The 15,192-nt window shown below is 37.7% G+C and carries 13 protein-coding genes; 4 read left to right on the forward strand and 9 right to left on the reverse strand.

What is annotated here, in order from left to right; all coding sequences use genetic code 11:
• The first annotated feature begins 317 nt into the window (after positions 1-317).
• The 4 genes from D6734_06765 (at position 318) to D6734_06780 (ending at position 4,533) form a co-directional block, all read left to right on the forward strand.
• Positions 318-1,637, forward strand: a complete 1,320-nt coding sequence (locus tag D6734_06765; protein ID RMF94838.1) for an ABC transporter substrate-binding protein — start codon at positions 318-320, stop codon at positions 1,635-1,637.
• Positions 1,638-1,720: 83 nt separating this feature from the next.
• Entirely contained in the window at positions 1,721-2,623 is a 903-nt protein-coding gene (locus tag D6734_06770; GenBank protein RMF94839.1) for a sugar ABC transporter permease, read from the forward strand.
• A complete protein-coding gene (locus tag D6734_06775) occupies positions 2,620-3,444 on the forward strand; it encodes a carbohydrate ABC transporter permease (GenBank protein RMF94840.1) in 825 nt (274 codons plus the stop codon). Before D6734_06770 ends, D6734_06775 begins: the two co-directional genes overlap by 4 nt.
• Before the next feature lie 6 nt (positions 3,445-3,450).
• Positions 3,451-4,533, forward strand: a complete 1,083-nt coding sequence (locus D6734_06780; protein RMF94841.1) for an ABC transporter ATP-binding protein — start codon at positions 3,451-3,453, stop codon at positions 4,531-4,533.
• A gap of 26 nt (positions 4,534-4,559) precedes the next feature.
• Here D6734_06780 and D6734_06785 read toward each other — a convergent pair whose 3' ends face one another.
• From D6734_06785 to D6734_06825, 9 genes are all read right to left on the reverse strand, one after another.
• The gene (locus D6734_06785) at positions 4,560-5,516 is read right to left on the reverse strand and encodes a DUF3365 domain-containing protein (GenBank protein ID RMF94842.1); all 957 of its coding nucleotides are present in this window, start codon (positions 5,514-5,516) and stop codon (positions 4,560-4,562) included.
• Positions 5,517-5,723: 207 nt separating this feature from the next.
• Positions 5,724-6,032 (reverse strand): hypothetical protein, encoded by a 309-nt coding sequence (locus D6734_06790; protein RMF94843.1) that lies wholly within the window; start codon positions 6,030-6,032, stop codon positions 5,724-5,726.
• 106 nt (positions 6,033-6,138) lie between these two features.
• Positions 6,139-8,091 carry an aldehyde ferredoxin oxidoreductase gene (locus tag D6734_06795; protein ID RMF94844.1) on the reverse strand — a complete coding sequence of 651 codons (1,953 nt, stop codon included), beginning with the start codon at positions 8,089-8,091 and terminating at the stop codon, positions 6,139-6,141.
• 4 nt (positions 8,092-8,095) lie between these two features.
• On the reverse strand, positions 8,096-8,581 hold the full coding sequence (locus D6734_06800; GenBank protein RMF94845.1) for a 4Fe-4S dicluster domain-containing protein: 486 nt from the start codon (positions 8,579-8,581) through the stop codon (positions 8,096-8,098).
• A 116-nt stretch (positions 8,582-8,697) separates the two neighbouring features.
• Positions 8,698-11,121 (reverse strand): hydrogenase iron-sulfur subunit, encoded by a 2,424-nt coding sequence (locus tag D6734_06805; GenBank protein RMF94846.1) that lies wholly within the window; start codon positions 11,119-11,121, stop codon positions 8,698-8,700.
• Positions 11,114-11,731 carry a 4Fe-4S dicluster domain-containing protein gene (locus D6734_06810; GenBank protein RMF94847.1) on the reverse strand — a complete coding sequence of 206 codons (618 nt, stop codon included), beginning with the start codon at positions 11,729-11,731 and terminating at the stop codon, positions 11,114-11,116. Before D6734_06810 ends, D6734_06805 begins: the two co-directional genes overlap by 8 nt.
• A 12-nt stretch (positions 11,732-11,743) precedes the next feature.
• Entirely contained in the window at positions 11,744-13,330 is a 1,587-nt protein-coding gene (locus D6734_06815) for an ATP-dependent acyl-CoA ligase (protein RMF94848.1), read from the reverse strand.
• 86 nt (positions 13,331-13,416) lie between these two features.
• Positions 13,417-14,181, reverse strand: a complete 765-nt coding sequence (locus tag D6734_06820) for an SDR family oxidoreductase (GenBank protein RMF94849.1) — start codon at positions 14,179-14,181, stop codon at positions 13,417-13,419.
• A gap of 57 nt (positions 14,182-14,238) precedes the next feature.
• Entirely contained in the window at positions 14,239-14,964 is a 726-nt protein-coding gene (locus tag D6734_06825; GenBank protein RMF94850.1) for a 2-oxo acid dehydrogenase subunit E2, read from the reverse strand.
• Between the last annotated feature and the right edge of the window lie 228 nt (positions 14,965-15,192).

Raw genomic sequence — 15,192 nt, forward strand, 5'->3', positions numbered from 1 at the left:
AAATTTTTCCTGAATTTAGTTCTAAATTGTTTATCTTATTAGCTTCAGAATAATTTACTAATTTTTTGAAACTCTATATGACTGTCATAACACCTCTATAATGGATATCTTGCTTTTTTTTAAAATCATAAGCTATTTAATGAAAAAAATTTGAAGATGATTTAAAAAATATATCTAAAATTTTTTAGAAAAAAAGTTATCGATTCCATTTAATTTTGGTAAATCGCGATTATAGAAGATGTCCGGCAAAACTATTCTACAAAGACAATTATTTGAAATCTTGACTTGCGCTTTTTTATCATATAACCAAAACAGTTATGTTTATCTTGAGAAACAAAGAAAATCCAAAAAAGCATTTTTTCTTTTTTATTCTCTTTTCCGGAATAATATTTTTTTCACTCATCTCCTGTAAAAAAAATGAAAATAAAAAATCAGAAATAACTGAAATCCATTTTGTTACTTTCATGCCCGACCAACCAAAAGTTTGGGACGAAGCCATAAAACTTTTTGAAAAAGAACATCCCCAAATAAAAATAAAACGAGAATTTGCTCCTCATTCAACGACTGCATTCCATGACCTTCTAACACAAAAGCTCAAAAACAAGAGTGCAGATGTTGATGTTTTCTTTATGGATGTCATCTGGCCTGCTGAATTTGCAGCAGCAGGTTGGGCGGAACCATTGGACAATTATATAAACAATAAGGAAAAAGATAAGTTTATTGAAAGCACTATTGATGCAAATACCTACAATGGAAAACTTTACGGAATTCCCCTATTTACTGATGCCGGATTACTCTATTATAGAAAAGATCTTCTTGAAAAATATAATACTCAACCTCCTCAGACATGGGAAGAACTATATATGATAGCGCAAAAAATAGTAAAAGCTGAAAAAAAACAGAAGAAAAACATCTATGGATTTTCAGGTCAGTTCAAACAATATGAAGGGCTTGTCTGTAATATGATGGAATTCATTCTCTCAAATGGGAGCAAAATCATCGATGAAACAACATTAACTCCTAAAATCACAGAAGAGCCGGCATTGAATGCTATTCGCTTTGTAAGAGATAAAATTATAAAGGAGCTTTCACCTCCGGGTGCTTTGGCATATCAAGAGCAGGAATCACTTGATATTTTTCTTCAGGGTAAAGCCATATTTCATAGAAACTGGCCCTATGCCTGGGAAATTGTTAATAATCCAGCGCGCTCTCGCATCGTTGGTAAAGTGGGAATAACTAAAATTCCTCATTTCAATGGTAATAAAAGTTATTCCACTTTAGGCGGATGGCAACTTGGATTGAGCGCATTTTCAAAAAAGAAAAGTGAAGGATGGAAGTTTGTAGAATTTATGACAAGTGAAAAAATACAGAAATTTCTTGCAATAAAAGCAGGAATACCACCGACACGAAAATCACTCTATAATGATGAAGACATTATCAAAAAAAATCCTCATTTTGAACAGATGAGAGAAGTATTTTTTTCTTCATACCCAAGGCCCGCCACTCCTTTTTATCCAGCCATTTCAAACATTCTTCAACGATTTTTTAGCAAGGCAATATCGAGCAGCAATATTAATATAAGAAAAGAAGCAATCTTCACTTCAGAGGAAATGAAAAAAATACTCAAGAGAAAATAGCTTTTAATATTGAAAAAAAACTCTACTGATTGAATAATTTAAAAATAGATGTAATTTTCCTTTCCTCGACTCAAAGGTGTAAAGTGAAGGGAAGCGTTCTTATTAAGAAGGAAAAGACATTTGCCTTTTTTTTGCTTCTTCCCGCTTTTCTCTTTCTGGCTATTTTTTCAATATATCCAATCTTATATTCATTTTTTCTGAGCTTTTTCAAACTATCACTATGGAAAAATATATCAGTCGGCGCATTTGTAGGGTTTGCCAATTATACAGCTCTATTAAGAGACAAAATAGCGCTACATTCATTTTTAATAACATTTGCCTTTGTCATTATTACAACTTTTTTCGAAATACTCTTTGGCATAGTTATAGCGTTAGTTATGCATAACACCTTTAAATGGCGAGGCTTCATCAGAGCTGCAATTTTAATACCATGGGCAATTCCTACAGTCGTCTCCTCTCAAATGTGGCGATTTATTTTCAACGACCAGTACGGATTTGCAAACTTTCTTCTTTTTGGTGCTCATACTGATTCATACAAAGCTTGGCTTGCAAATCCTACTCTTGCTTTTTTTTCAATTGCTGCAGCAGATATATGGAAATCCTCTTCATTTGCGGCTTTGATTATTCTTGCGGGACTTCAGATAATACCTGAAGATTTATATGAAGCTGCAAAAATCGACGGTGCCAGCAGATGGTATCAATTTATAAAAATCACCCTTCCTCTTCTAAAGCCCACAATACTGGTAGCTTTGCTTTTCAGGACTATTGATGCTTTTAGAGTTTTCGACCTCGTTTTTGTAATGACACAGGGAGGGCCCGGTGACGCTACAAATGTATTGCAATTTTACGGTTATAAAAAAATCTTTGCAGAAGGATTTGTGGGTTATGGTTCCACGATTTCAGTAATAATTTTTTTAATAATTTTTTGTTTGTCCCTTCTTTACATTAGGATGCTTGGAAAAACTTTAATGGAAAAAAGACTATGAAAAACATAAGTTACAAGTTGACATTTCTTTTAACTACAGCCGTTGTAGTTTTAGTTAGCATATTCCCTTTTCTCTGGTTTGTCAGCACATCATTTAAGAGGGAAATAGAAATATCATCTATTCCCCCTATATTCATTCCTTCTTTCAATATGCAATTTTATCAATCAACTATAAGTAATTATGATATCTTTCTATACATAAAAAACAGTTTGCTCGTTGCTGGATGCACAACCATCATAACGATATTCATTTCAAGCCTTGCCGGCTATGCTCTTGCCTGCCTTAAACTCAAGGGGAAAAGATTAATTATGGGCATTATTTTGGCATCATCGATGTTTCCTCAAATCTCAATAGCAGGACCTATCTGGCGCATTCTTGATTTCTTCGGATGGCTTAACTGCTATCAAGGATTGATTCTGCCATATGTAACTTTAACTCTTCCGTTGGGCATCTGGATACTTGCGTCCTTTTTTGACAAACTTCCAAAAGAAATCGAAGAAGCGGCAATGATAGATGGATGCAGTCATATTCAGGTGCTTTTAAAAATAATTGCTCCCTTGTCTTTGCCGGGTATATTCACGGCCTCTATACTTGTTTTCATATATGCATGGAATGAATTCTTCTTTGCTCTTTTAGTTATGACTGAAGAAAAGTATCGCACTCTTCCTGTAGGGATTGCCCTTTTTCAGGGACAATATACAATGCCTTGGGGAGAAATAGCCGCAGCTTCGACAATAGCTACAATCCCACTGGTAATTTTAGTAATGTTTTTTCAAAAACAAATAGTATCTGGACTTTCAGCAGGCGCTGTAAAGGAATGATGATCTATGAATTACTTATTGATCGAAAATATATCGAAATCATTTTCAGATTCATCAATACTGAAAAAAATAAGTTTCGAAGTCGAAAAAGGAGAGTTTTGTGTAATACTCGGTCCCTCGGGATGTGGTAAAACTACTCTTTTAAAGATTATAGCAGGCATCGAGCGTCAAGACAGCGGTAAGATCTTCTTGGAAAATGATATTTCAAATATTCCTCCGCAAAGAAGAAATATTGCAATGGTATTTCAAAGCTATGCCCTTTATCCCCATATGTCAATATTTGAAAATATGGCTTTCCCCTTAAAAATGCAGAAAATGGGAAAAAAAGAAATAGAAGAACGAGTAATTTCCACGGCAAAACTATTAAAAATAGAGAATCATCTAAAGAAAAAACCCCGACAATTATCAGGAGGAGAGAGACAGCGAGTAGCGCTCGGCAGGGCTATTGTGAGAAATCCCAAACTATTTCTTTTTGATGAACCACTTTCGAATCTCGATGCCCGCCTTCGCTCAAAAATGAGAAGAGAAATAATTGACCTCCATAACAAATTACAAACCACAATAATCTATGTAACTCATGATCAATTTGAAGCTATGACAATGGCAGACAAGATTATCTTACTCAACAAAGGAGAAATACAACAGATAGGCACTCCAGATGAACTCTATAATTCACCTAAAAATCTTTTTACAGCACAATTCATAGGCACTCCTGAAATAAATCTTATCGAAGGATATTTAGTGAATGAAGAAGGAAGATTTTTCTTCAAGAGCGGAAATTTTTCACTGGAAATTGGAACCTCAACGAAACTTAAAGAAATTGAAGGGGAAAAAATAATTATGGGAATACGATCTGAATCATTTTATATAGACAAAGGAAATATTAGGGGAAAAATAAGAAACTTGGAAAATTTAGGTTCAGAGATCCTTGCATACATCGATATTGAAGGACTCGAAAAAAAGTTGGTTATTAAATGTCCCAAGCAATTTCAGGGAAAAACGGGAAGCGATATAGCTTTAGACATAAAAATGAAGGAAATCCATTTCTTTAAAGATGAAGAAAATGTGTGGTCAGGGTGTAATTCATAGTTTTTTGTTCTTACATAAAAGATGCTTTACAAATCATCAGAACCCTTTTTTCCCAAATCATTTTTGTAATAATCAGGATATAGTTTCTTCGCGCAATCAGGACAGAGCCCATGCGAAAATTTCACATCACTACTTCTTCTCATATATGATTCAAGCATCTGCCATTCACCTTTCTCATCCTTGATTTTCTTACACGATGAACATATGGGCAAAATTCCTTCAAGTTGATTGATATGCGCAATACTTTCTTCAAGGGCCGCTATATTTCTCACAATAAAGCGTCCGAGATAATAAATTATCAGAGCAAAAATAATAAAAAAAAGTATATGAATAATATAGATTCTTTTTAATGCTTCCGATGTGGCATTTTGATATGATGTATATGGGAAACTAACACTGAGTCCTCCTCTAACATCGCCTATTTTATAACCTTGTTTCTCATGGCATTTTAGGCAGGATTCTTCAACAAGAAGTGGAGCCATATAGCGAAAAATTTCAACCCCCTTTTGATTTGTTACATCAGAAACTTCACTCATACCCTCTTCAAATTTTTTCAGCATCTTAGCTTCCCATTGATCAGGTTTATTTGAGGGATTCAAAGGTTTTAGGCTGGTCAAGTGAATATGAACTTCGGAATCGTTTTTAAGATATTCCGATATCATTCTTGTCATATATGCAGGATTTACCTTTGTAAGCTTCATTCCTTCTTTAGTTTCAATATCTCTCAAAGGGTCTTCAAGATACACATTCGGCTGGGAATTTTCCGTAACAAATATATAAACTCCTCCATGCATAGCATTCCACCGCCGTGCTACGACAAAAGCCTTGAAAAATGCTTGGCCTCTATTTTGTGCAAATGTATGAAACTGTTGGCGTGTTTTTTTAACATTGATATAAAGTGAAATTGCATCGACTGTAAAAAACAAGCACAATAGGAAAACAAGATAAATCTTAATGCGGTATTGAGCTGTACTTTGATTCATATTTATTAAAATTCATTTTTTTAAGTTTATTTCTCATTTTAAGACAATAATCAAACATAATAAAGGCATCAGTGGAAGAAAAAAAAGAGAGGAATAATGGATTTAAGTTTCTGGGAAACAATCAAAATAAATTATAGTATCATTTTATAAGAAAAACAATAGCACCTATCAATTCAAATAGATGTCTTGAAGCCCTAAATACTAAATCTAATTCCCCCCACCGATAAGTGAGCCAAAGGAAAGGATGTCTCCTTCTTTCAACTTCGTATTTAGCTTCTCTGGATACTCATATTCATAATCTACAGGCCTGTTGTTTAGATATACATTTGCCCTTTGAACTTTTCCTTCCATTGAATCCATTGTAAGAGTAACCCTTTGTTCAAATGCATATCCATATTTCTGGCAGACTATTTTGATTGCATCATTTACCGTAGAGTTTTCAGGAATATCGATTTCTTCTTCGACTTTCTTTGTAATATCGAGTGTCAAGTTATAGTATCTTACTTTAATCTTCATATGCGACTTCCCACTACTAATTGTTTAATATTTACCTATTGATTCATTAAATAAGAAAGAAAAGGGGAGAATATTTTTCTCCCCTTTGTCATCTTCTTTTTTCAAACTACTTTTTCTTCTTTCCGCCTTTTTTGCCTTTATGAAGCTCGATATATTTTTTCCTATACGGCTTCAATTCTTCGGCAACATCTTCAAGTCCAAGTTCTTTCAGTTTCTTCTCTCCCGGAAATCCTGTCTCAGGGTCATATTCACGCAGTTTGTAGTATTCAGGGAGCATTTCATCGAGAGGCAGAACCTTACCTGAGCTTGCCGCAGGGTTTTCAGGCATCGGCTCGTGAGTAAATCTTCTTGGCACTGTATCCTCATATTTACCACTGAGCATCTTTGCCCAATATGCCCTTTCAAGGTTGTATATTCTCTCACCAATCGTCATCAGCTCATCTTCAGTGAAGTCAAGACCTGTTACTGCATTTAACATTGGAACAAGGTGTTCGTTTCTGCAGCCATATGACCAGTGGGTGTTGAAACAGCAAACCTGCAAGCTGTCAACAAACGCTTTCTGATTTTCTTCCCAATAAACCATCTTTGGTTTTCCTGCTGTGACAAGCGGTTTCGAACACTCTTCTGTCCCAACTATCTTCTTGTTGAGTCCAGGATAGAGGTAGCCTGAAAGTTCAAGACAGCAGAGAGAACGCAAGTGGTCACATCCGCCTCTTGTACCAACTGCAAAGCTAAGCCCGTAGCCGAAACCCAGACCTCTTGGGTCGTCTCCCGGCAGACTCATACCTCTTGTAACAACGAGACAGTCTTCACCAATACCAAGTTTCTGTGATGCTCTCCATGGACCTTCTGCAAGAATGTCACCAAAACCTTCTCTATAGGTCATCATACGGAGAAGTTTATCGACGACTTCTGCATTTCCCCATGTAAGCTCGAGGCCGCCAGTATCTTTAGCTGTCAAGTATCCTTTCTCCCAGCATTCCATTGCCCAGCTAATTGCGGCTCCAGCTTCAATGGCATCCATTCCAAAATTGTTGGTCAGCACAGCATTGTGCAGAGTCGTTTCTGAATCGATGATGCCAACTCTTGGTCCTGTCGGCACAGCGGCTTCATATTCAGGTCCGCCTGTATATTCTCCTTTATATTTGCCTTCTCTAATTTCAGAAACTATACCACAGCAGATAGCGCAGGAGAAACATCCTTCTTTGTGTCTCAGATGTTTTTTAGACCAAACTTCACCAGAAATGTTTCTTGCATCTGGATGATATCCATATTTGAGGTTCTTCCATGGGAACCAACCCATTTCATAGTTACATGGCATAATGAGAATCAAACTGCCGTAGTTGAGAAGGCCCTGTGCCATTGGGTCGGTGCGCATTGTTTCGCGCCATTCACTGCAAATCTTGAAATATTCTTCCGGATTTGCAATCTTGACGCCGCCTGTTCCCCTAACAGCGATTGCTTTGATATTTTTCGAGCCAATTACAGCACCATGTCCTGTTCTTCCTGCCGCCCTATAACAGTCATTGAATGTGCAGGCAAAACGGACGAGGTTTTCACCGGCAGGTCCAATTGTTACTATATGAATATCTTTGTCGCCTAATTCTTCCTTGATTATCGCATCAGCATCTCTTGGATACTTTCCCCAAATGTGGGAAGCATCTCTGATTTCGATTTTGTCATCATCAATCCAAATATAAGACGGTTTCGGAGCTTTTCCTTCAAGAATAATCTGTTCATAGCCGGCAAACTTCAATTCAGCGCCCCAGTGTCCGCCCATATTAGAATCACCGAATCCGCCTGTTAAGGGCGATTTTGCGGTAACCGTAACTCTACCTGTTGAAGGTCCAAATGTGCCTGACATAGGACCAACGCCAAGACAAACGACATTTTCAGGTGATAATGGGTCAACATCTGGTCCGACGCTGTTATACAAAACTTCGGAATTGTAACCTCTGCCGCCTAACCATTTACGCCTATACTCATAAGGTGTTTCCTCAACATCCCAGGTGCCTTTGGTTAAATTGAAACGAATTCTTTTTCCTCTCCATCCATACATATTATTAGCCCTCCCCTTTTAACTTAGCAATTACGTCATCAGCAAGTGCACGCCTGCGGTGCCTTACTGTTAGCTCAAGAGGTGCATATTCGAGACATTTGGTTGGGCAATGTTTTACACACATCGGGTCGCCGCCGCAAAGATTGCACTTATATGCTTTTCCTGTTCTGTAGCTAATTCCTGCAGCGCCAAAAGGACATGCCCTTACACATGCCTTGCAACCAACGCAAATTTCTTCATTGATTAATCCCGTTCCCAATTCCGGGTCAATGGAGTTTGCGCCAGTTGGACAAACTTCTACGCACACTGGTTTCGAACAGAGGGCACAGCCAACAGGGAAGCTATCTCCAATAGCTTCGTTCCTTACAACCCGGATTCTTGAAAGAGACGGACTGCACTCTTTCTCATTATAAAGAGAACAAGCCATCTCACAAGTTCTGCAACCCGAACACTTTTCCGGATTGATCATAATAAACTTGGTTTGTTCCATATTATCGATCCCCCTTCAAATTAGATTGGAAATTTCAATGTTGGAAAAACATTTAGGTGAAACTTATTATTCTATCTTCTACTGTCTCACCTCCCTTCTTTTTTGAATAAAAAATTTTATGAAAGTGCTTTAACTTTTTCAGTCATTCTCTTTGCTATGTCAAGAAATTTTCTTTGGTCAGAAATAGCTGTTGTAAAATATTCCAATCTCTCTTTTTCGATCCCAATAGAATCCAAAAGTTTCTTTCCAAATTCAACTTGTGAAACCATATAATCCTTACCGTTTTTAAAGTGACATGTAGCACAACCGCCAACAATTACGCCATCTGCCCCACATTCGAAAGATTTGAAAATATCAAACAAGGAAACCTTCCCTGCACAGGGCACACCCAATGGAAGGATATTGGGTGGATATTTTATCTTCTTCAACCCTACAAGGTCAACAGCCGCATATGCACATTCAAGGCAAAGGAATGTAAGTATTTTGGGTTTGATATCAGCAGAACGAATTATTTCTTCAATCTGGGAGATAAAATTCTCTTCTCTGTAATTTCCTGCCCAAATAGCTCCTGTTGGACAAAATGCTGAACATTGTCCACAATTGACGCATTTCACCGGATTCACTTCAGGTGTTTCCAAAATATCTATTGCTGTAAATTCTTCTTTAGTTTCGACTGCTCTCACAGGACAAACATTTACACATATTCCACATTTGATACAAAGCTCTTCATCTATCTTAGCGCACATAATTTCCTTTACAGCTTTCTGCTTCTTAATCTGCGATATTGCTTTTGCTGCCGCCGCACTTCCCTGTGCAATAGAAAGAGGAATATTCTTTGGTCCTGTTACGGAGCCTGCCGCATAAATTCCTTTCAACGATGTTTCAGTGGCGCGGTTTTTCCCGTAATATTCCCTGATAAAACCATATTCATTCAAATCAAGACAGGAAACCTCTGATAATTTATCAGTCCCTTTTGCAGGACGCAGAGCACTGGAAAGGACGACAAGGTCAGCTTCAAGAAGAAGGTCGCGATTCATTGTAATGTCCTCAACCTCAACGAGAAGATTCGCAGTTTCCGGGATTTCTTCAATTCTCGAAGGGCGACCCTTTACGAAATTGACCCATTTATCACGAGCTTCGATATAATATTTTTCAAAATTTCCGGGAGTCCTTATATCGATATAACAAATCGTTACCTCGGCGTCTGTTTTTTCTTTTATCAAAATGGCATGTTTGATAGCAAAAAGGCAGCATACTTCAGAGCAATATTCATTATAATTGCTGTCACGCGACCCAACGCACTGTATCATAACAATATTTTTTGCTTCTTTTCCATCCGATGGCCTTATAAGTTTACCTTCAGTATGCCCTTCCGGATTAAGCAGATGCCCTAATTCATGCTGAGTAATCACATTTTGATATCTTCCAAAGCCATACTCAGTTACTGCATTTGGCTTAAACTCGCTTATACCGGTAGCAATAACTACAGCACCAGCATTAAACAACTCATTCCTTTTTGTATCATTAAGATTTATTGCCTTAGTTGGGCAGATATCTTCACATTCTCTGCATCCCTCTCTGCAATTTTCCCTATCAATCAAATATGCCCGTGGAATTGCTTGAGGCCATGGAAGATAAGCGGCTTTTCGCGAAACCGTTGAATAATGTTTCCGTTTGATACCATCAACAGGACATACTTCTTCGCATTTTCCACAAAGAATGCATCTTTCAACATCCACATAACGCGGTTCAACTTCAGCAGAAATTTGAAAATTCCCGGGTTCTCCTTTTATTCCTGTAATATTCGTTCCAGTAAGTATTTTAAGATTAGGCTGATTGTCGATTCTACTCCTGTAAAGGCATTTTCTGCAAACTTCAAGATTCTCAACATCAAGAAAAGCTGTGCACAAGCCGCAGTCATTTGTAGGTGCAACAATCCCTAACTTCATCGCCATTCCGCCAAGAAAGTGCTTTTTTTCAAGAAGTATTGTTTTGATTCCGGCTTCAGCCAACTCAAAGGATGCAGCTATTCCGGCAGGTCCTGCACCAATTACTACGGCTTCATTTGAGATTTGGCGGCTTTCTTTTCTATTTTCTTCTGATGCCTCTATGCTTCTTGCAGCCGTCTTAATCATTGCGAGAGCTTTTCTCGTGGCATTTTTAGGATCATCCGAATGAGGCCAGGCACATCCCTCTCTCAAATTGACTATCTCGTAAAAGTTTCTACTAATACCTGCTCTTTCAAGCCCTTCTTTGAATATCTTTCCTATGCTCTGAGGGGAGCAGGCAGAAATTACAAATTTCTCTATAAACTCACTTTTAACCTTGTCAGCTATAAATTTTATACCCTCTTTCTGACAAAGAGCATTATGTATAACCACACTTTTGAATGTATTGTCAGTTTGTATGCTTTCAACAATTTTTTCAATATCTATTGTCTTGGAAATTTCATCAGCACAGGTACATATGAATAAGGCAAGTTCTTTTTCTTCTGTGGTTGGTTCTTTTACAAAATCTTCTTTTCCTGCTTTTTTATTCACCACTTTCTTTCTTCCCTGATATTTCGGAAGCTGTTCTGCCAATCAAGATTGAAAGTCTTGGCACAGCTTCATATGCTGTTCTCCATTTTCTACACTTCTGACAAAAATCAAGTTCACTATGGATATGTGATTCTTCTTCAAGAATTTTTTTAAGCTTTTCTATTGCCGCCTTAGGCCCAACAGGTCTTTTGCACTGGACACAAAGGATAAGCTCTGCTTCCTTCTTTAATTCAAGAGAGCCTTCAAAGAAAGTTTTTAGATTTAGGCCCGGATTTGCTTTTATTGCATCATCATCACAACTCTTTTCGCACTTCCTGCAGCCTACGCATATCTGCATTTTATGGTAGATATACCTTACGCCGTCTTTGTCATCAACTTCTATTGCTCCTGTTGGACAAATTTCAGCACAGGCGCCACAAGCAATACATTTATCTTTGTCTATTTCAATCGAGCCGCCAAAATAGATATTTCTGTCAGCTTCAATAAAGGAATCTTGCCACTTTTTCCCTTTTCTTTTGCGAAGAGAAGTAAGCAGTTCTCCTAATTTTTCTCTATTTTCGAGGCGTTTCTCTTCAACACGCCTAACCTTCAAATCAAATTTATATTTCATACGCTTTTGAAATTAGCTTTTCTTCTCATACTTTTCAAGTTCTCTTTTCTTCAAAATATTCTTCTGAATCTTTCCAATTGATGTCTTTGGAAATTCCTTCACAACTTCTATGAATTCAGGCACTTTGAACTTTGCCAGCCGCTCAGCACAGAATGCTTTCACTTCATCAGCAGTTACCGACATCCCCTCTTTTAACAAAATGAATGCTTTTACAGCCCAATCCCGCATTTCATCAGGAACTCCTATCACAGCGGCTTCCACTATAGCAGGATGCTCTGTCAAAACTCTTTCAACTTCTTGTGCGGCAATGTTTTCCCCTGCTCTTTTAATTACATCCTTCTTTCTATCTATAAAGTACACATAGCCATCCTCATCCATCTTGCCATAATCGCCTGTATAGAACCAGTTATTCTCATCAAGCACTTCTGCTGTAGCTTCAGGGTTCTTATAATACCCCTTCATCAATTGAATTCCGGGTGTGCCATGGACTGCTATTTCACCTACCTCACCAATGGGGACTTCATTCCTATTATCATCAACTATCTTTATCTCAACACCAAATGTTGGTAATCCCACAGACCCCCTCTTTCTCTTTGCGTGCATACAGGTAAATGTGCAGGGTGCCAATGTTTCTGTAAGGCCATAAAGGTCGTGAAGTGTCGTGTTGAAGCGCGTTTCAAATTCATCCCATTGCTCGTCAGTAATAGCAATAGCAAAGCAGATTCTTCTCATTTTATGGTCCCTGTCAAAAGGAGTGCGCGGCTGTGCGAGAAGCTGTCTCACATTTGTAGCAACTAAACTTGTTATCGTTGCCCCATATTCCCTAACATATTTGAAGAAACGAGAAGCGCTGAATCTTTCACATATTATAATGCTCGCTCCAGCAGTTATAGTAGGCATAAAGGAAATATACTGGGCATTTACATGGAAGAGAGGAAGGACGCAAATATGTCTGTCTTCTGTAGTCAACTTCTGCTCGCAAGCCATCGTTTCTCCAATCCAAAGGGAATTTCCGTGAGTTAGAAGAACCCCTTTGGGCCTTGCCGTTGTTCCTGATGTATAAAGCATATTAGAAACATCCATAGGTCCCACATCAACGATTTCTTTCAATTCATCAGGGTATTCCTTCAAAATATCATTTAAGAGCAAAACCCCTTCGGGCGCCTCTTCTGCCCTATATAAAATTATGTTTTTAAGATTAGGACATTTCCCTTTGATGCTATCTATCATCTCCATATATTCAGGATCCGTTATAATTGTGCCTGATTCTGAATGATTAAGCATATACTCCATCTCATCGGGGCGTGACATAATGTTAGTTGGAATCATTATTGCACCAATTTTGGAGGTGGCAAACCATGTCAGACAAAAGCCTGTAGAATTTGGAAGATGGCAGGTTACGAAATCTCCTTTCTTAATGCCCAAATCAAGAAGAGCATTAGCAAGCTTATTAACTTTTTTATTGAACTCTTTGTAAGTCAGTGTTTCTACATTATCATTTTTATCTATGAAAATTATAAAATCCTTGTCCGGTTTGTCTTCTGCCTGAAACTCTAAAAGTTTTCTTAAATTTTTGTTTCTTCCTATAATAATGCTCATATTTCCTGACCTCCGAACTATTTTTTTTGAACAATTTTTCTTATTGGCTTTAACAAATTTCTTATTAGTGAGTCAACAAAATCCATCTATTTACCTAAAATTTGCCCGCCATCAACTACAAGCACTGCGCCAGTAGTGAAATCCGATGCAGGTGATGCAAAATAGACAACAGAACCGATTAGCTCTTCAGGTTCGCCAAGCCGCTTCATTGGCAGTGTTTTTTCAATGACTCTTTTGCCTGCTTCAGAAGCAAAAAATTCTTCATTCATCGGCGTCCTAATATAGCCGGGACATACGGCATTCACCTGAATATTGTATTTCACCCACTCAAGGGCTAAAACTTTTGTAAACTGCACTAACCCTGCTTTGCTAGCGCTGTAAGATGTCATATTTGGAATTGCCATCTGATAAGTAATTGACGAAATGTTTATAACCTTGCCGCGCCTCTGTTTTGCCATATGAGCACCAATCGCCTTTGAGCAAAGAAAAGGACCACGCAGGTTGACTGACATTACCCATTCCCAATAGTCAAGGTCCATTTTCAGCACGGGTTTATCTCCGCTTACTCCTGAATTGTTGACAAGTATATCAACCTTACCAAAATGTTTTATTGTTTTCTCTGCCATTGCATTAACTTGCTCTTCCTTAGAAACATCCGTTGGCACAGGCAATGCTTTTCTTCCTCTTTTCTCAATCTCATCAGCAACTTTTTCAAGGTCTGAAAGTGTGCGAGCAACTAATACTACATCACAACCAAACTCAGAAAGTCCAATCGCAAGTGCTTTACCTATACCTTTACCTGCTCCTGTCACTACTGCCACTTTTCCTTCAAGGTCAAATATATTTTTCATAATTAAAACCCTTCACTTAAAAATCTCATTGACATTATGTAATAGAAAAGGAATTTTCTATCCTATAGCACTGGGATTTTCCAACAATTCCTTTATTCTTCCTAAACATTTTGCCGCCGGCAAACCGTCCACAATGCGGTGGTCAAAAACCAAAGAAGCATACATATTGAGCTGTGAAACAATATTTCCCTCTCCATCAACGACAGGACGCCTGATTGCTTTGCCTACTCCTAATATTGCGCACTGCGGGAAATTTATAATTGGTGTAAAAAGCTCAATCCCAGCACCACCAAGATTAGTAATCGTAAAAGTACCTCCTGTAAGTAGGTCGGGAGTTCTTTCTCCATTGCGGACTCTCTCAACTACCTCCGCCCTTTTTGCGGCAACATCTGGCAAACTTAGAGTATCAGCTTCAGGAATCACAGGAGTAATCAATCCATCATCGAGGGCAACTGCAAAAGCAATATTTACATTATCAAAGACAAGAATTTCTTCTCCGATTACTGCTGAATTAAGAATTGGAAATTCTTTCAGTGCCAATGCGCAGGAGCGAATAATAAGGTCGTTTATTGTCACACCTTCAGACTTTTTTGAATCTGCACATTTTTTAGCTTCTTCCATATTGATTAGGACTATTTCTGCAACACGAGGTGCACTAGTCCAGCTTTGAGTCATTTTTTTAGCAATGCGGGCGCGCATACCTTTGAGGGGAATTTTCTCTTTAATTTTAGGTTCTATCAAGACAGGCCTCCTGTTTTTAATTTTTACGAAATTGTTTTTTATAAGAAATGATTTTTCAGCTTATGTCAAGAGGGAGGTTATTCTGAAAATTGATAGTGATACATGGATATATATTGATTATTTAAATGACATGAATCAATATACGATAATTTTAAAATGCCATCAATATAGCTAATAGGGAAAGATTTTCTCCAAGAGAAGTTTTTTAGAGATGCAATAATATATTCACAGCTCTAAACACAACAAATTAATTTAGCCCTTTTTGTTTTA

This window comes from Candidatus Schekmanbacteria bacterium (assembly GCA_003695725.1).
Lineage (GTDB): Bacteria > Schekmanbacteria > GWA2-38-11 > GWA2-38-11 > J061 > J061.